The sequence below is a fragment of the Myroides odoratus genome (genome assembly GCF_965118575.1).
Taxonomy (GTDB): Bacteria; Bacteroidota; Bacteroidia; order Flavobacteriales; family Flavobacteriaceae; genus Flavobacterium; species Flavobacterium odoratum_B.
On sequence record NZ_CBCPHW010000022.1, the window covers coordinates 15,331 to 32,384 of the forward strand.

The following is a 17,054-nucleotide window of genomic DNA, read 5'->3' on the forward strand; positions in this document are numbered from 1 at the left end:
GCAAACCTCTTTTTCATGAAAAAAGAGTAGTTAAACAATAAAAATTGTTTTTGTACTTTTACTCCTTACCCAAAAATAACAATTTTATTTATGCAATACGAAGGAGTTTTAAACAAAATGCAAACGGAGTGGAGTAGCCCAATAGAATACTACTTGGTATTCCAAAATAACTTCATCAATCTAAATCAAATGCTCAATCGTCAATTCAAGATTTCATTTGTGGATTACGAATGCTTGAATTGTGGAATGCACAAAAAGATTTTTCGTCAAGGCTTTTGTTATGACTGTTTTTATGCGAGTCCAGCAGTTGGTGACTGGATCATGCGTCCCGAATTAAGTACCGCCCATTTAGGTATTGCAGATAGAGATTTAGCCTACGAAAGCAAGGTTCAATTACAACCCCATGTTGTTTATTTAGCATCTTCGAGTGATGTAAAAGTTGGAGTTACTCGAAAGACCCAAATTCCCACGCGTTGGATTGACCAAGGTGCCTCACGTGCAATTCCGATTGTAGAAGTACCGAATCGCTATTTAGCAGGCCTTACTGAGGTTGCATTGAAAGATCACTTTACAGACAAAACTAACTGGCGCAAAATGCTCCAAAATGACATTATTACTCCAGATCTAACCGCAATTCGAAATACATTATTACCCCAATTACCTGAAGAGGTAAAACCTTATTTTTCTACCACAGTCCATGAGTTATACCAATTGACTTATCCTGTCTTAGCATTTCCCACAAAAATAAAAAGTTTAAACTTGGATAAAACACCTTCCTACGAGGGCGTTTTAAAAGGTGTAAAAGGGCAGTATTTACTATTTGAAGATGGTACTGTTTTCAATATTAGAACCTATGAAGGTTATGTGGTTCAAATAACCCTTGATTAATATAAAAAAACGGGAAGCTTCAAGGGCTTCCCGTTTTTATTCTATTTATTTACTCTTTTGCTTGCTCTTTCTTCTTTTTGCCAAAAAGGTCTTTTAATCCTTCTCCTATTTTGTTTACAACCTCATCCGTTTCTTTTTTCTTCGCTTCTGCTTCTGGGGTTTGCTCTGTATTTTCTTTTCCTTTATTTCCACCTGTCAATAAATCCTTTAACGCATCTTTACCTTTATCCAAGTATTTGTTTGCTTGATCTTCCGCAATTTGCTTGGTCAAATTAGTCACTACCTCATTCATATTAGTTCCGACTTTAGGTGCACTAAAATTACCGGTTAAGCCCACCTTTATTGGAATAGCCTCGTATTTAGCGCTTTCTTGTGGACTCAATTTGGCTAAAAGATTAGCCACATCTGAACCTAACATTTTCGCAGGAACTTTGAAATCTAAATTGTAATTCATTTGTTGATCAAAGCCATGTTCACCCGAAATCTGAACATTCATATCGCGTACTTTTAAATCAAAAGGGGATACTTGTACTTTACCATCTTTAAATTTTAAATGAATGCGTTTATTATTCAAATCTAATTTACTTAAGTCAATGAATTTTACTGCAGAATCTAAGGAAGACAGCAATTTTGAATTGGCTACATTCACTTGAGAGTTTAGTAGATCTCCTGTAATATCCCCTGAAAGTGTATTCATTATGGGTGAGAAATCACTACCGTCTAATTGGCCATCTAATTGCACATTTGCATTAATATTTCCTGCAATAATTCCCGCAATAGGTGCAATTTTATTTAAAAACTCGAATTGAGTAAAGGTCTCTTTGATGTCCAAGGTTTTCAATCCTAAATCCATCTTGAATTTAGGTTGGCTTTCTTTGGTTGATACCTCTCCAGCAAATGCTAATTTACCGCCAAAAATATCCGTGGTCATATTTTCCAAACGCGCCGTTTCATCTTTGACAATCAATCGTCCTTTGACATTTTTCAGCGTTAAATTATCATAGACTACTGTTTTTGCATCTGCATTAATTGTACAGTCTAAGAATGCAGGTATCTTTAATGCATCCGCCGTAGTTTTGAGTTTAGTAGTATCTGTTTTTTCTTCTGTTTTGGTTTTTTCTGTTGCTGCTGTTGTATCTTCTTTCAACAAATCTGCTAAAATAAAATTAGTTGAACGAACATTGAAGTTTCCTTTCAACGTTTGCTTGTTAAAAAGAAATCCATACAAATTATCTAAACGACCATCTGCTGCTAAATCCGTTTTTCCTGTAGCTAAGGAAAATCGATTTAAACTAACATAGTTAGGATTAAATGTAATCGACGCTTCTTTAATATCCAAAGGTTTAGCCATTGCATCTGTAGCAAAATGGAAATTAGTTAAGCTAATATCTCCTGCATTTTTAATATTCTGATATTGACTTTTCTCCACGGAGTTCATGTCAAAACTCGTAGTTACGTTCGCCTTTAAAATACCCGTTAAAGGCGTATCTAATTTGATAGGATACGCTTTTGTAACATTGGCTAAATTAATTATCCCATTGAGTTTAGCATCCACCAATAGGTTTTCCGTTAGATTTTTAAGAGTCGCACTTGCATTAAATACATCTTGATCAATTTTAAAAGATAGTTTATTTAAATTAACATAGGTATCTTTCATCAATCCTGTTTGGTTTACCACTTGCATATCTAATACAATTTGCTCTACCGCTTTAGGCAAGTCAGGGTATTTAAATGAAGCTTTATTGGCTGCCATTTCAATTGCTAAAGTAGGAATTGTCGTTTCCGTTAAATTTCCTTTTACAAGCCCCTTAACTTTAAAATCTCCGGTTGTTGTTACCCCTTTTAATCCACCAGCATAGGTTTCTGGAATTAGTCCTAAGAAATTTTTAAAGTCCGAATCTGGTGTTGCAAACGACATATCAAAAGCTTGTCCTTCTTCTAACAACTGTACTTTTCCATCAAACTGCAAGGGCAATTGATTGATCAAGGCTTTATTTTCTTTAAATGTATAAATCTGTTGATCCATATCCATCCCAATTAAAGCATCTAAAGACAGTTGAACTTGGTTTAAAAAAGAAGTGCCATCCATCACAAAAGAAACCTTCGCTGTAGATTTAGTGTCTAAATCCAAAATATTTGCTGTTAGGTTTCCTTGTCCTTCATGGTTAAATTCATCAATTATAAATTGCATTTTAGAACTCAAATCCGTGTAGGTAATTTTAGTATTCTCAATTTGATAATGCTTTAAAGCTAGAGAAAAGGGTTTGTCTTCTTTTTCGTCTTCTTCTTTTTCGTCCTCGTCTTTTAACGCAATATCGTAGTTGGCAATCCCTTGTTCATTGATCAATACATGAATCGCTGCCTCTTTCACCTGAATTTCTTCAATATTCATGGGTTTATCCGCGCCATTAAACAATTCCATTACTGACATTTTCAGCCCGATGGTCTTTGCATATACTAAGGTATCCCCCTGAAAAGGTTCATTATTCACAATTGCCAGTCCATCAATCGTAACGGTGGCTTTTGGAAAATTCTTCAACAAGCTCAGATTGACCTTATCAAATGAAACAGTTGCAGTAAGGTTATCATTAATCGTTTTAAGTACTAAATCTTGAATTTTCCCTTTAAATAAAAAAGGAGCCGTAAGGAGTAACAGGAATAATCCCACTACTATACCACCAATCCATAACCAAATTTTTTTCTTCATATTCATTTTATTTTCATACAAAATAACAAAAAAAAGAGTCAACTCATCTTATTTGAGTTGACTCTTTTGTTAATTAAGTAAATCTTAACCTATTGAATTTTAATCTCAAAAGGCATAATCGCTTGTGCTCCTTTTAAAGATTGGAAGTAATTTAATCGTTCCATCATTTCAAAATTCTCTTGTCCAATTTTTTCTTTCAGCAATTCATCTTGGGTTTGCATGATTGAGGCTCCTAAGAAATTGCGCAATAAATCATTGAATTTTAATTCATATTCAGGGTAGCTCACTACTTTGTAATCGTCAATTTCCACTTTTTTTGCAGCATACGCAATTGCATCTCCCAAGCCTCCTAATTCATCTACTAATCCTTTTTCTAAAGCATCTACACCAGTCCAAACACGTCCTTGTGCAATTTCATCGACTTTTTCAAAAGTCATTCCACGGCCTGCCGCTACGCGATTTACGAAAGTATCATAAATAAACTCGATGCTTTCAGTCACTTCCGATTTGAACGATTCATCTACTTTTCTGAATGGGCTATAAGAAGCTGCATTTTGATGTGTTTTCACTTGTTCAGCATTCACTCCATATTTGGTAGCGAGTGTACTGAAATTTGGCAACATCCCAAATACACCGATAGAACCTGTAATGGTTGCTGGATCTGCAAAAATATGATCTGCTCCACAGGCGATATAATAGCCCCCTGAAGCAGCCAAATCACCCATAGATACAATAACTGGTTTTACTTTTTTAGTCAATTCAATTTCTCTCCAAATCAACTCCGAAGTTAATGCACTACCACCTGGACTATTTACACGTAATACAATGGCTTTTACTTTGTCATTTTTACGCGCTTTTCTCAAGGCTCTATTAATTGATCCTTCTCCAATAAAACTCACATTCCCTTCTCCATTTAAAATTTGCCCTTGTGCATAAATAACGGCAATTTGATCGGTTGTTGCTGTTTTACTTATTGAAGAACCTGCTTTTACATAGTCCAAAATATCAACTGTGTTGTAGTCTTTATCTTGGTCAACGTTTAAGGCTTTTTTAATACCCGCATGATATTCATCTTCATACGCTACTTTGTCAATCAATTTCACTTGCAACGCTCGATCTGGTGTTCTTGCTGCTAGATTAGTTGCAATGGCATTTAAACTATCTACAGATACTTTTCTACTTTTTGAAATATCATCAACCAAGGTATTCCAGATTGAATTTAAAAACACGGTAATTTGTTCTCTGTTAGCCGCACTCATTTGTTTTTCTAAATAAGGCTCGACTGCACTTTTATATTTACCATGACGAATAACTTCCATGTGAACACCCGTTTGTTCTTGAAGTCCTTTTAAATATAAGATTTCTGTTGATAAACCACGAAAATCAACACCTCCAACTGGGTTTACATATACCGTATCAGCTACAGAACTTAAATAGTATTCACCTTGACTCAACGCATCTGCATAAGCTACTACAAACTTTCCACTTTGTTTAAAGTCATTCAATTGTTCTCTAATTTCTCGGCGTTGTACAAATCCTAAAGAAGACACATTATTTAGAATGGAAATTCCCTTAATGCGATTATCTTCTTTGGCTTGTTCAATGGCCATTAAAACATTCGAAACTCCATCTTTATTTTCATCACTGAAATTAAAATCTTTGTAACTAAACTTTCCTCCGTAGTCATATTGTACGGTTGATAAATCTAAGGTTAGTACCGAATTGTCCTTCACGATTACTTTATCTGAGCTTCCTCCCATTGCAGCTGCAATAACGACAAAACCAAAGAAAAGTAAACCGAAAAAAATAAACAATCCCACTATTGTTGCCAATAAATTTCTTAAAAACTTCATATTCTTATCTTTTATTCTATTAGTACGCTTTGTATTTCGATTGTTACAAAATACGCGTTTTATTTTCATATAATATCTACGGCAAAGTTAGTATTAATTAAAATTTCTTTTACTTACTTTTGTGCTATGAATACGCAGAACATTCTCGTTTTATCCCTTGGGACGAATCAAGGAGACAAAAAAACAAATCTTACTAAAGCTATCAGTCTCATACATAACGAAGTAGGCACTGTGATTACAGTTTCGCCTATCTACGAATTTCCTGCATGGGGTTTTGAAAGTGAACCTTTTTTTAATTGTACGTTGGTCATTCATACGCTTTTAGAAGCGCAAGACGTTCTTACTCAAACGTTAGAGATAGAAAAAAAGTTAGGACGTATTCGCAATCAACAAGAAGGGTATGCAGCTCGGAGTATTGATATTGACCTTATTACTTTTAATGAAGAGGTAATTCAAACGCCTACTTTGACCATTCCACATCCTTTGATGCAAGAACGCCGTTTTGTATTACAACCGATGTGTGATTTAGCGTTAACTTGGGTTCATCCTATTTTCAAGAAAAGTTGTACACAACTCCTAGCTGAATGTAAAGATGATACGGTATTCAAACAAGTGGATACCCTAGCTTCAAAACTAGAACAACATCCTTTAAAAAAGTTGAATTTTGTGGCTATTGAAGGCAATATTGGCGCTGGAAAAACAACATTGACTCACCGTATTGCGGAGGATTTTAATGCTAAAAGTATTTTTGAAGGTTTTGCAGACAATCCTTTTTTACCCAAATTTTATGAGGACGCCAATCGGTATGCTTTTCCTTTAGAGATGTCTTTTCTAGCTGATCGGTATTCTCAATTAGCAGATGATCTGGCGCAATTTGATTTGTTTAAAGCGTTTATTATTGCGGATTACTACATCTTTAAATCTTTAATTTTTGCACAGATCACCTTAGAAGAAGACGAATTCCGCTTATATCAACAGGTTTTCGATATTATGTATAAAGAAACGCCTAAACCGAATCTGTATGTTTTTTTATATCAAAATACAGATCGTCTATTGGAAAATATTCAAAAAAGAGGTCGTTCGTATGAAAGCGATATCTCAGGGCAGTATTTAGATAAGGTTACGCAGGGATACATCAATTTTATGAAAACGCTGCCATCGAATAAAGTTCTACTCATCGATATTTCTGATTTAGACTTTGTTGCCAATCAAAGGGATTATATCCAAATTTTAGATTTGATTGAGGCAAAGCTTACCTCTTAATAAAAAGCGCCAAACATTTAAATGCTTGGCGCTTTTTATTCTCTCTTTTATTTTGAATGCATCTGTTGGAATAAATCCCAAATCACAATACCTGCACTGACCGAAATATTTAAGGAATGCTTGGTTCCTAGTTGTGGAATTTCAATCACACCATCACTTGCATCTACGACGCCTTGAGAAACGCCTTTTACTTCATTTCCGAATACTAAGGCATATTTCACCTTTTCTTCTACTTGAAATTCGTTCAGCATGATGCTATTCTCCACTTGTTCGATGGCTTGAACACGAATGCCTTCTTCTTTTAATCGCTGTACAACTTCAAGAACATTGTTTACATATTCCCATACGACGGTTTCTGTTGCTCCTAAAGCTGTTTTGTGTATTTCTTTATTTGGCGGCGTTGCTGTAATTCCACATAAAAAAACTTTCTCTACCAAAAAAGCATCACAGGTTCTAAAAACAGCTCCTATATTATGTAAACTTCTTACATCATCTAATACAACAATAATAGGTGTTTTATCTGAGGATTTAAACTCGTCAATACTCTTTCTATCTAATTCGCTATTCGCTAATTTTCGCATAATGAATGACTATATTTCTGCAAAAGTATTGATTCTACCAATACTAGGCTAATATTTAAGGCACGAAAATTCAAAGCAAAAACCAACCCTCGAATTCCACTCGTCCTTGGATTAGAACTATTTTTTTAACTTATCTTTCAGATGGAATAATTGTTAAATCTTTTTGAGTTAAATACTTTTGTAAGCTGAAAATTTGACTATGATTCACGAATTAATAAAAAAAGTAATTACTTCTGCTGTAACGATATACACAATCCGTTGTTTGCTGGCTTTTTCTATTGGTTATTACCTGTTGATTCACTTTAAAGACTATCAAACGCTTTGGATGATTATTTCTATTATCCTTGTTATTTCTCCCGAAGGTCAAAATTCGAAAAGGCTCTCTATTGAGCGATTTAAATCCAATTTAATCGGTTCGATTGTCGGGTTAATCTGTTTAGAAATTCACTCTCCTAACTTGTATGTGATTCTCTTCGGAATCGTTTTAACAATCTTGATTTGTTATTTTTTTAAAATTCTAAATATGGCTCGTGTTGCTTTAGTTGCTCTAGTGATTATTCTAGTTCAGCCTGTAACAGAAGTAGCCGAGCTGACACCTTTATTGCGCTTTTTATCCGTAACTCTAGGTTGTTTGATTGGTTTAATTATTGTAATCCTAACCTCTATCCCTATTCGTCGTTTAAAGCGCTATTACAATATTCCTTTATTGTAAAAACTCTTTTTGCTTTTAGCTATCTCAGCAATCTTACTGTATATTTGTATTTTTCGTCTTAATACTTAAACATGCAAAGCTATGGCTGCTAAAGAAAAAGCTACAAAAGAAACTCCCTTGATGAAACAATATAACGATATAAAAGTCAAGTATCCAGATGCTTGTTTGTTATTTCGTGTAGGAGATTTTTATGAAACTTTTGGGGAAGATGCCATTCGTACTGCTCAGATTTTAGGTATTACCTTAACCAAACGCGGCGCAGGATCTTCTAGTGAAACTGAGCTCGCTGGTTTTCCACATCACGCCATCAATGTTTATTTACCCAAGTTAGTCAAAGCCGGACTTCGCGTAGCAATATGTGATCAGCTTGAAGATCCTAAAATGACCAAAACGATTGTAAAAAGAGGGGTTACTGAATTAGTAACTCCTGGAGTAGCACTAAATGACGAAGTACTTCAATCGAAATCCAATAACTTTTTAAGTGCCATTCACTTTACAAAAAAAGCCTTGGGCATTGCTTTTTTAGATGTATCAACGGGGGAGTTTTTTACCGCCGAAGGAGATGAGGAATACATCGATAAACTTTTACAAAATTTCAATCCCAGTGAGATTCTGGTTCAAAAAAACAACAAAGTACCCTTTCAACAGCAATTTGGATCTGCGTATAATTTATTCTTTTTGGATGACTGGGTTTTCAAAGAAGACTTTGCTTTTGAATCGCTAACCAAACACTTTCAAACGAATTCTTTAAAGGGTTTTGGCATTGAAGATTTAACGGATGGCATTATTGCCTGTGGAGCTATTTTGCATTATCTATCAGAAACACAGCACACCCGTATCAAACATATATCCAACATCCAACGCATAGCCGAAGATGCTTATGTTTGGATGGATCGCTTTACGATTCGCAATTTAGAATTGTATCAAAGCAGTAATTTCAATGCGATTACCTTGCTCGATGTCATTGATAAAACCTTATCCCCTATGGGTGGAAGGCTTTTAAAACGCTGGTTGGCTCTTCCTTTAAAAAAGAAGAAAGACATTGTTGAAAGACACAATATTGTTGAATTACTGACTCAAAAACAGGAGGTATTGACTCATTTTCAGGGACAAATAAAAAAAATATCTGATTTAGAGCGCTTAACTTCTAAAATAGCAACGGGAAAAGTATCGCCACGAGAACTTATATATTTAAAAGAGTCTTTAGATGCTATTATTCCCATCAAAGAGCAGGCCTTAAAAAGCCAAAACAATTCCCTTAAAAGTATGGGGGATCAATTGCATGACTGTGGTTTGTTGCGAGAACGCATTGCACATACAATCCATCCTGATGCACCTGTAGCGATTAGCAAAGGAAATGCCATTGCTCCAGGAATTAGCGCGGAGTTAGATGAATTGCGCAATATTTCGTCAACAGGCAAAGGCTATTTGGATGCCATGGAACAAAGAGAAAGTCAAGCCACGGGAATCCCATCCTTAAAAATAGCCTTCAACAACGTTTTTGGTTATTATATAGAAGTTCGCAATACGCATAAAGATAAAGTACCTACAGAATGGATTCGCAAGCAAACACTAGTTAATGCGGAACGCTATATTACAGAAGAGCTAAAAGCGTATGAAAATAAAATTTTAGGTGCAGAGGAAAAAATCAGTCAAATTGAAAGTAAACTGTATGATGAATTTGTTCATTGGTGTGCCCAATACATTCAACCGGTTCAGTTAAATGCCCATTTAGTTGCGCAAATTGATTGTTTGTCCTCTTTTGCTCAATTGGCCCTAGAGCATAATTATGTTCGCCCTATTTTAGATGATAGTTATGATTTAGAAATCAAAGATGGACGTCATCCAGTGATTGAAAAACAATTGCCTTTGGACAAACCTTATATTACCAACGATGTATTTTTGAATACGACCTCTCAGCAGATTATTATGATAACTGGACCCAATATGTCTGGTAAATCTGCTATCCTACGCCAAACGGCATTAATCGTACTTTTAGCGCAAATGGGATGTTTTGTTCCAGCTGCAGCGGTACGTATGGGAGTTGTAGATAAGATTTTTACACGTGTGGGTGCCTCAGATAATATTTCGATGGGTGAATCTACTTTCATGGTGGAAATGAATGAAACGGCTTCTATTTTGAATAATATATCTGAACGCAGTTTGGTGTTATTGGATGAGATTGGACGTGGAACGAGTACCTATGATGGTATTTCGATTGCTTGGGCTATCGCTGAGTTCTTACATCAGCATCCCTCGAAACCTAAAACCTTATTCGCCACGCATTACCACGAATTAAATGATATGCAAGAACATTTTGAAGGCATTAAGAACTATAATGTTTCGGTAAAAGAACTCAAAGACAATGTTCTATTTATCCGTAAACTAGTACCTGGCGGTAGTGCGCATAGTTTTGGAATTCACGTAGCAAAGATGGCAGGAATGCCACAGATTGTAATCAATCGAGCGCAAAAAATGCTAAAACAACTAGAAAAGACACATCACAAAGAAGAAAACACAGGTTTAAAACCGGTTGAGCAGGATTTGCAATTGAGTATTTTTAATATAGATGACCCTTTACTAAGCAGTATAAAAGATGAATTATCCGTAATTGATATCAATACGCTTACGCCTGTAGAAGCTTTAATGAAGCTACATGAACTTAAAAAAATGATTCAATAAGAGCAATTAAGTAGAAAAAATATCCTTTTTTACTTTCTGAAAGCCAAAGACTTGACGAAATAAGCAAAAAATAATAGTATTCTGCACTTGTATACGTTAAAAATTATTTTACATTTGCACTCGCATTACACAAAAATGCACGATCTTATAAACGCTTGCGAAAATAGCTCAGTTGGTAGAGCGCAACCTTGCCAAGGTTGAGGTCGCGGGTTCGAATCCCGTTTTTCGCTCGAGAGTTTTTATCAGGCTCGAGTGGTGGAAGTGGTAGACACGCTGGACTTAAAATCCAGTGAACAGTAATGTTCGTGCGGGTTCAAGTCCCGCCTCGAGTACTAAACGGGAGAATTGAATTTTTTGTTCATTTCTCCCGTTTTTATTTTCATTCATTTCCCTGTTGATCAACAAGATAGACTTCACTAAAACATTAATTCTCTCGGTTCGATATACCTCTCCATCAAAAACTACTTTCTCAGGAAAAATTGAACCAATTATTTCTCTTTTCGTTTTCGTATCTCCCAGAGTGTACAGTTTACCTATGTTTGCAACAACTTTCAGTGCTTTGTTCAGTATTGCGTTAATATCAATCTTTACTTTGCTATTCTCCTTCATTAATCGCCCTTCTAATACTTCAAGCTTCATCTTGTTCTCTTTCTTGATTTCAAGATAATCATCGTCTTCAAGCGTACCACTTAATAATTTTGTTCTCGCCATACTCAGTTGAGTGCTTAATCTTTCTATCTCGCTCAGTATCGTTTTCTTTTCGTCAACTGGATTCTTTAATGTCTTCTTATAGGTATCTAATAGTAGTTTCTTTAAACGGGTTAAAAACACTTCATTTAATTGTATTTGATTCAATCCCTCTTCAAATATTAAATTTGCCTTATTTGCGCTTTGTCTAAATCCACAAGAACCAGTACAATGATAATAGTAATAACTACTATTTCTACCCTTTGACAAACTACCTGTTAAATTTCTACTGCACTTAGTACATAAACTCCAATACAATGGTAGTTTCTTCTTCAGTTAAATTTATTCCCTCTTTCTTAAAGTAAACTCTACCTTCTTCTATTGAGATTTTTGGAATTTCAAGTTTTGTTGTCATTATACTACTATTTACTTGAAAAGTAAGCAGTGTATTAACCTACTGAGAATTTCGGCTATTAAAGGTAGTACTTGGTCTTTCAATGTATTATTGATTCACTGACACTAATTAAATTTCAATTCTTACGGGATATTTTATGACTATATAAATCAATCTTTTTTTATCATTGGATTTATAAGCATATATACTGAGCGTATTGACCACTTTGTTTTACAGAATAACTTATAGCCCCATCTCCTTCATATACCGCTTAGCTATTTCACTTAATGCATCGTCAGTTAGCTTATCATTAGGATTGGGGTTTAAAGAAATATGTCTTACTATCTTTTCAGTTTTATTTTTCACAATTAGATATGGTTCAAAATGCTTATAAAGTGAATTAATATAGTTTGACGAGTTGTTAGATTCAGGTAGATGATTGGTAGCTATTACAGTCCCAACAACCTTATCAACCTTTAGCTGGTTATAAGACAAGACTCCTCCTATTAGATTACTTCCTTTTCTAATCTTTGCAATCATAACTTATCGGTTAGAATTAAGATGTTTCTCTTCAAATTCTTTACTTAGCTTTATGATATAGTAACACAACTTAGTTAAATCTTTGGTGTACTGTTCAAGTTTTGAAATAGAACGCTTAGCTCTATCTTGAGAAAAGTACTGATTACACAGCTTTACAATCTGATTGTAGTTTACTCCTACTATCTATACTTAACTTGCAATTCCATAATAAATTTCACTAACATATATCAACATTATATATAAGTAAATATCTTTAAGAATTAAAAATACTATTATAACTATTCATTATATTACTCCTTTGCTTAATGTTATCTTTTCCCATCTTTTTAAAATAATAATCCAACTAGTTATACAGATTGCGAGGATTATTAACTTAGCATTAATATTTAATCCATCTTTTATTAAAGAATTAAAAGATATTATTTGGACTACTAAGTGAAAACATGCACATGCAACTATTGATTTTGTAGCAATTAGAACCTGTCCTATACCCCAACTACCAAATATTAATAAACCTAAGAAAAGTATATTGCTAAAAAAATCACTGTTCGTTAAAAAAGGTAAATGCCATAAATACCACATAAATCCAATTAAAGTGAATTTTCTCCATGACTTCATTTCTTTAAATTCTCCTTGTAGATAACCACGCCAACCTGACTCTTCCAAAATACAATATAAAAATGTGCTAGTAAAAGACAAGAGACCATATAAATGTTTATCCATATCGTATTCATTATCAACTCCAATAATTAAAAACAGTGAAAGAGGAACAACTAACATCAATAAACTATACTTAACTGAAGTTCCAAATAAACTAATCTTAATCCTTTCTCTTTTATATAGTAATAAAATCACAACTAAAACACCTATAAGAATACCACTTCCTTCCAAAAAAGAAATTGAAATCAAATAAAACCAAACTGGCTCTATGTTAAGGTAATCTTTCACTAAAAAAACATTAAATCTAAAAATATTAGAAATAACTATTGCTAAGGTAAAAAACACCAAAGCTCTTACCCATTTTATATTAAAAATCATAATATCTATAAATTAAAAAAAGACAGTTTTATAAAAAAACTGTCTAAAAAATAATCGTGAAATTTCACACTACTGTAGTGGGCTACTAAATTGAACCATTTCCACTGGTGCTAATGTTAATTCACCTGGCGAAGCAGGAGCTGTACTAAAATCACAAAGTGCACTACTAGCTGCAGCCTCACCTGCTAACACTGTTAAATTCACCATTTCAAGTCTTTCTTCTAGTTCTACAGACATGAAACCCTCAACTAATTGTTGTTCAAGATTCTTCATAAAATTTAATTTAAATGTAATTATAAACACAAATAACGTCTTTCGTTATTGTTTGCTGTATAAAAGATTTCTTTTCTTTCTAAAAAATCTTTTCAAAATAACTCTTAAAAAATACACATTGATAGTCAATCCAAATAGCAACCTAAAAAGCTTAAAATATATTTGATACGAGTACAAGTCTAAAGTGTCAAAAGCAAAATAAATCTGAATTATTCCTAAAATATTTTGATAGGTAAGCCATATAAATAGGAATATAAATAAACTAAAAACAATATATAAAAAGACTGAGTAGACGCCTAATGCTTTATTATTAAAAATAAATTTGAGCTTTTCTTTTAATGTAGTTCTATTCTTTAAAATACTGTACATTTTCTTTGGATATAAAGCTGCCTGACTCATCAAATTTGGAATATTAAATAAATCACTGTAAACCCAATATCCATCATTCCTCAGAAAGGGATTCAATGAATAAACTAAGAGTATAACATTTGATACAAAGAAAAACTTAATAATTATTTTCAAATCCATACTTGAAGCGTACACATATAATACAAATAACAGTATATTAATTAATAGTTGAAAATATATCCCTGCAAGATTTACAATAACGCGCTTACTGTTACTAATCTGCCATATCTGAGTTACATCTGTATAAAACACTGGGAAAATTAAATAAAAACCAAAACCAATTTGTTGTGATGGTTTACCAAAATACCTCGATGCCGTCGCATGTCCTAATTCGTGAAACAAGCCTAAAACGCAAAAACCAAGATAAGTTAGAATAATACCCCAAAAAGAGTAACTCAAAGACACTTCACTATTCAAAATTCCTTCACTATAAATATTTTTTAATAAAAGAAAGCTACATCCGATTGCTGTTAGTACTAGAAAAATAAAGAAAAATTTATTAAATAAAAACAAAAATGGATAAGTCAATAAGTTGATTGCCTTTTTACCTAATATTTTTACTTTCATATATATATACTGCTCGTTTGAACCTTTTTTCTCTTGAGAAGCTGTAAGTTTACGGGTGAATTTCACAATTTCTTCGTTGATAAAAGACTCGCTGATTTCAGTTTTATACTTTTCATTAATTTTTATTTTCGCGTCACTAATAGAACCTCCTTCCTTTACATGTTTCAATGTATCATACAATATAGCGCCTACTGAAAACACGTTGTTCCCATAACCAACAGTATAAAATGAATCATTTACTTTTATAAGATTTATTTCTAAAAGAAGATCGCGATTTATAATCATAAAAATATTTTTAAATTTTTGGTCTAATTAGTTCTATTATTGTTTACAAAATGAGTAAGCGTTCCAAGTGTTGCAAAATGTGGAGATAATGATTCAATATCCTCTACTTCAATACCATAATCTCTTTCAAAAATAACGACCAACTCTAACGCATCAATAGAGTCTAACCCTAATCCTTCCCTAAATAAAGGAGTAGCTTCATCTATAGTTTCTGGCCTAATCTTTTCAAGATTTAATTCTCTTAAGATACTTAACTTTAACTCATTCAAAAGTTGATCTAAATTTTTATTTTCCATACTGATTTAATTAATTTTAAATATTGACTACTGAAATTGGTTTAAAACTTGTTTTTTTTATATAACTAATGCACTGATGCCTTTCACTTCTAGCAAATCTTCTATTAACATTTAGTTCTTGAAGTTCAACATTGTTTTTTTTTTCTAGAAAACTATAAAATAATGGTAATCTATAGTTTTTATACACTAAATTAAATTTTTTTAACATATATAAATATTTTTTTAAACCAAATTCATACCAAAGTATATTTCATCAACTTCTCTGCAATACGTTTTTCAATAAAAAAATTATTCTTTTCGGATTCATATAAATATTGACCAATAGGATTAACTTCTAAAAAATAATACATCCCATCAGTGGTATAAATAAGATCTATAGCACCTATGCTTAAATTTAATTTATTCATTAATATTATTATCGCGTTTTCAATAGATACAGGAAGTTTATATCTAACTACATAAAGCTTTTCATTATCCATTACTTTCTTGCGATCATCCATGGTATACCCCCCTTCAATAAATATAGCAGAAGAAAAAAACTCTCCATCTAAATAAAAAACACGTATTTCAAATTCAGTATTTAATTTTTCCTGAAAAAGAGATGGAAAGAAATAATCTTCCAATTTGTGAATATCTTCGATGGTAAATTCTTTAGCAAACGATAAATAAGATTCACTACCAAATGTATAATATGACTTATTCCGATCTGAAAAGGGTTTTAATATAATTTTTTTAAACTCTTTTTTCTTAAATAGATTTAAACCATCTTCCTTCCACGATACTATTTCTGAATAAGGAATACTTAAACCCGATTCCATTGCTACATTGAGAACTGTTAGTTTGTTAAGATATATACTCTCCATATTAGAAAACCATTTCTTACAATTTAGATATTGACCTAATAAATTTATAAAACATTCAATTTCACCATACGTCTCTTTATTAATTCGTCTATTGTGTGAATAGGTTTCCTCTAAAATTGGGAGGAAAGATTCTAATAAATGTCTATAGAAAACAACCGTTACTTCTTGTGTTAGATTAATATTATTATAATAAATCTGTTTATTTTGTATATCTACCTTAATTTTATTATCACTATAAAATAAATCATTTAAAGTAATTTTTAAAAAGGGAGCCTTATAAAAAATAAGCCAATCTATAACAGGGTCGGTCCCCTGTTCATAATTTGAAGAACCTAGTATTAATATCATCTATTTTGGACATTGTGTACTTAAATACCATTCATTTAATTCCTTTCCCCAATTTGGTTTTGTAGAAGCAGGTTCTAACTTCATTTTATCATATAAACTAACTGCTTCTGCAAAAGACTTACACCCTTTCTCTACATCACCACCGATAAATTTTGGAAAATGAACATAATACATCCCATATACTAAATAGACTCTCGGATTGTTTTTATTTAATTTAATAGCTTTTTCTAAATTATATGTAACACTAGCGGTATACTTTGGTCCATTCTCTAAAGGGCTTAGTCCTATTAATGCAATGTATACTCGACTTAACAAAGTAAAAATCTCACTATCACTCGTTATTTCGCTAGCTTGTTGGAGGTAATTCATAGCATCATCTAAATCCATCTTTGCCTCCGAACTTTTTTTTGTTTGTGCAACTACTGTCTTGCAATAAGCCATATGATATAACAAAATCCAATCTTTTCCGTCCTTCATTTGATTTAGTCTTTCTAATTTATAAAAGACTTTATCGTAAGCATCTTCACTTTTTGAATTAGCTAATTCTTTTACTATTTGTATAAGTGCCTGATCGTAATTTTGTGATTGCTTTACAGACTGTCCATAACCCGAAGTGAAAACAATGAATATTAATAATAAAAGGTACCTTGTAATATTTTTCATAAGTAT

The 17,054-nt window shown here is 32.8% G+C and carries 15 protein-coding genes and 2 tRNA genes; 6 read left to right on the top strand and 11 right to left on the bottom strand.

Features of this window, described 5'->3' with window-relative positions:
* Positions 1 to 90 precede the first annotated feature (90 nt).
* Complete coding sequence (locus tag ACMHJ2_RS15445) at positions 91 to 888, top strand: DUF2797 domain-containing protein (RefSeq protein ID WP_413513770.1); 798 nt, start codon at positions 91 to 93, stop codon at positions 886 to 888.
* A gap of 49 nt (positions 889 to 937) precedes the next feature.
* Here the strand turns inward: ACMHJ2_RS15445 and ACMHJ2_RS15450 are convergent, their stop codons facing one another.
* Both ACMHJ2_RS15450 and sppA read right to left on the bottom strand, forming a co-directional pair.
* Positions 938 to 3,595, bottom strand: coding sequence for an AsmA-like C-terminal region-containing protein (locus ACMHJ2_RS15450; protein ID WP_413513771.1), 2,658 nt, complete (start codon positions 3,593 to 3,595; stop codon positions 938 to 940).
* 89 nt (positions 3,596 to 3,684) lie between these two features.
* Complete coding sequence (gene sppA / locus ACMHJ2_RS15455) at positions 3,685 to 5,448, bottom strand: signal peptide peptidase SppA (protein WP_413513772.1); 1,764 nt, start codon at positions 5,446 to 5,448, stop codon at positions 3,685 to 3,687.
* 126 nt (positions 5,449 to 5,574) lie between these two features.
* On the opposite strand from sppA, the gene folK reads away from it, so the two are divergent.
* Positions 5,575 to 6,711 (top strand): 2-amino-4-hydroxy-6-hydroxymethyldihydropteridine diphosphokinase, encoded by a 1,137-nt coding sequence (gene folK / locus ACMHJ2_RS15460; protein WP_413513773.1) that lies wholly within the window; start codon positions 5,575 to 5,577, stop codon positions 6,709 to 6,711.
* A gap of 47 nt (positions 6,712 to 6,758) precedes the next feature.
* On the opposite strand, the gene ACMHJ2_RS15465 is transcribed toward folK, so the two are convergent.
* A complete protein-coding gene (locus ACMHJ2_RS15465; RefSeq protein ID WP_413513774.1) occupies positions 6,759 to 7,292 on the bottom strand; it encodes an RNA methyltransferase in 534 nt (177 codons plus the stop codon).
* A 199-nt stretch (positions 7,293 to 7,491) separates the two neighbouring features.
* On the opposite strand from ACMHJ2_RS15465, the gene ACMHJ2_RS15470 reads away from it, so the two are divergent.
* The 4 genes from ACMHJ2_RS15470 (at position 7,492) to ACMHJ2_RS15485 (ending at position 11,018) form a co-directional block, all read left to right on the top strand.
* Positions 7,492 to 8,004 (top strand): FUSC family protein, encoded by a 513-nt coding sequence (locus ACMHJ2_RS15470; protein WP_413513775.1) that lies wholly within the window; start codon positions 7,492 to 7,494, stop codon positions 8,002 to 8,004.
* Between the two features lie 81 nt (positions 8,005 to 8,085).
* Positions 8,086 to 10,686: a DNA mismatch repair protein MutS gene (gene mutS, locus ACMHJ2_RS15475; protein WP_413513776.1), complete on the top strand. Its 2,601-nt coding sequence runs from the start codon at positions 8,086 to 8,088 to the stop codon at positions 10,684 to 10,686.
* Between the two features lie 157 nt (positions 10,687 to 10,843).
* Positions 10,844 to 10,916: transfer RNA gene (locus ACMHJ2_RS15480), tRNA-Gly, on the top strand.
* A gap of 16 nt (positions 10,917 to 10,932) precedes the next feature.
* Positions 10,933 to 11,018: transfer RNA gene (locus tag ACMHJ2_RS15485), tRNA-Leu, on the top strand.
* 992 nt (positions 11,019 to 12,010) lie between these two features.
* Here the strand turns inward: ACMHJ2_RS15485 and ACMHJ2_RS15490 are convergent.
* The 8 genes from ACMHJ2_RS15490 to ACMHJ2_RS15525 form a co-directional block, all read right to left on the bottom strand.
* The gene (locus ACMHJ2_RS15490; RefSeq protein ID WP_413513777.1) at positions 12,011 to 12,307 is read right to left on the bottom strand and encodes a relaxase/mobilization nuclease domain-containing protein; all 297 of its coding nucleotides are present in this window, start codon (positions 12,305 to 12,307) and stop codon (positions 12,011 to 12,013) included.
* Between the two features lie 3 nt (positions 12,308 to 12,310).
* Entirely contained in the window at positions 12,311 to 12,490 is a 180-nt protein-coding gene (locus tag ACMHJ2_RS15495) for a hypothetical protein (protein WP_413513802.1), read from the bottom strand.
* Between the two features lie 102 nt (positions 12,491 to 12,592).
* Positions 12,593 to 13,345: a type II CAAX prenyl endopeptidase Rce1 family protein gene (locus tag ACMHJ2_RS15500; protein WP_413513778.1), complete on the bottom strand. Its 753-nt coding sequence runs from the start codon at positions 13,343 to 13,345 to the stop codon at positions 12,593 to 12,595.
* A gap of 69 nt (positions 13,346 to 13,414) precedes the next feature.
* Positions 13,415 to 13,582: a hypothetical protein gene (locus tag ACMHJ2_RS15505; RefSeq protein WP_413513779.1), complete on the bottom strand. Its 168-nt coding sequence runs from the start codon at positions 13,580 to 13,582 to the stop codon at positions 13,415 to 13,417.
* Between the two features lie 81 nt (positions 13,583 to 13,663).
* Complete coding sequence (locus ACMHJ2_RS15510) at positions 13,664 to 14,878, bottom strand: site-2 protease family protein (protein WP_413513780.1); 1,215 nt, start codon at positions 14,876 to 14,878, stop codon at positions 13,664 to 13,666.
* Between the two features lie 23 nt (positions 14,879 to 14,901).
* A complete protein-coding gene (locus ACMHJ2_RS15515; RefSeq protein WP_413513781.1) occupies positions 14,902 to 15,174 on the bottom strand; it encodes a phosphopantetheine-binding protein in 273 nt (90 codons plus the stop codon).
* Between the two features lie 233 nt (positions 15,175 to 15,407).
* Complete coding sequence (locus tag ACMHJ2_RS15520; protein ID WP_413513782.1) at positions 15,408 to 16,385, bottom strand: hypothetical protein; 978 nt, start codon at positions 16,383 to 16,385, stop codon at positions 15,408 to 15,410.
* Positions 16,386 to 17,048, bottom strand: a complete 663-nt coding sequence (locus ACMHJ2_RS15525; protein WP_413513783.1) for a hypothetical protein — start codon at positions 17,046 to 17,048, stop codon at positions 16,386 to 16,388.
* Positions 17,049 to 17,054 lie beyond the last annotated feature (6 nt).

Bases quoted from the DNA above. Each gene is read 5' to 3' on its own strand.
- ACMHJ2_RS15505 (WP_413513779.1), bottom strand. From the start codon at position 13,582: ATGTCTGTAGAACTAGAAGAAAGACTTGAAATGGTGAATTTAACAGTG.
- ACMHJ2_RS15445 (WP_413513770.1), top strand. From the start codon at position 91: ATGCAATACGAAGGAGTTTTAAACAAAATGCAAACGGAGTGGAGTAGC.
- ACMHJ2_RS15490 (WP_413513777.1), bottom strand. From the start codon at position 12,307: ATGATTGCAAAGATTAGAAAAGGAAGTAATCTAATAGGAGGAGTCTTG.
- ACMHJ2_RS15510 (WP_413513780.1), bottom strand. From the start codon at position 14,878: ATGATTATAAATCGCGATCTTCTTTTAGAAATAAATCTTATAAAAGTA.
- ACMHJ2_RS15520 (WP_413513782.1), bottom strand. From the start codon at position 16,385: ATGATATTAATACTAGGTTCTTCAAATTATGAACAGGGGACCGACCCT.
- ACMHJ2_RS15465 (WP_413513774.1), bottom strand. From the start codon at position 7,292: ATGCGAAAATTAGCGAATAGCGAATTAGATAGAAAGAGTATTGACGAG.
- folK (WP_413513773.1), top strand. From the start codon at position 5,575: ATGAATACGCAGAACATTCTCGTTTTATCCCTTGGGACGAATCAAGGA.
- ACMHJ2_RS15470 (WP_413513775.1), top strand. From the start codon at position 7,492: ATGATTCACGAATTAATAAAAAAAGTAATTACTTCTGCTGTAACGATA.
- ACMHJ2_RS15515 (WP_413513781.1), bottom strand. From the start codon at position 15,174: ATGGAAAATAAAAATTTAGATCAACTTTTGAATGAGTTAAAGTTAAGT.
- sppA (WP_413513772.1), bottom strand. From the start codon at position 5,448: ATGAAGTTTTTAAGAAATTTATTGGCAACAATAGTGGGATTGTTTATT.
- ACMHJ2_RS15450 (WP_413513771.1), bottom strand. From the start codon at position 3,595: ATGAAGAAAAAAATTTGGTTATGGATTGGTGGTATAGTAGTGGGATTA.
- ACMHJ2_RS15525 (WP_413513783.1), bottom strand. From the start codon at position 17,048: ATGAAAAATATTACAAGGTACCTTTTATTATTAATATTCATTGTTTTC.
- mutS (WP_413513776.1), top strand. From the start codon at position 8,086: ATGGCTGCTAAAGAAAAAGCTACAAAAGAAACTCCCTTGATGAAACAA.
- ACMHJ2_RS15500 (WP_413513778.1), bottom strand. From the start codon at position 13,345: ATGATTTTTAATATAAAATGGGTAAGAGCTTTGGTGTTTTTTACCTTA.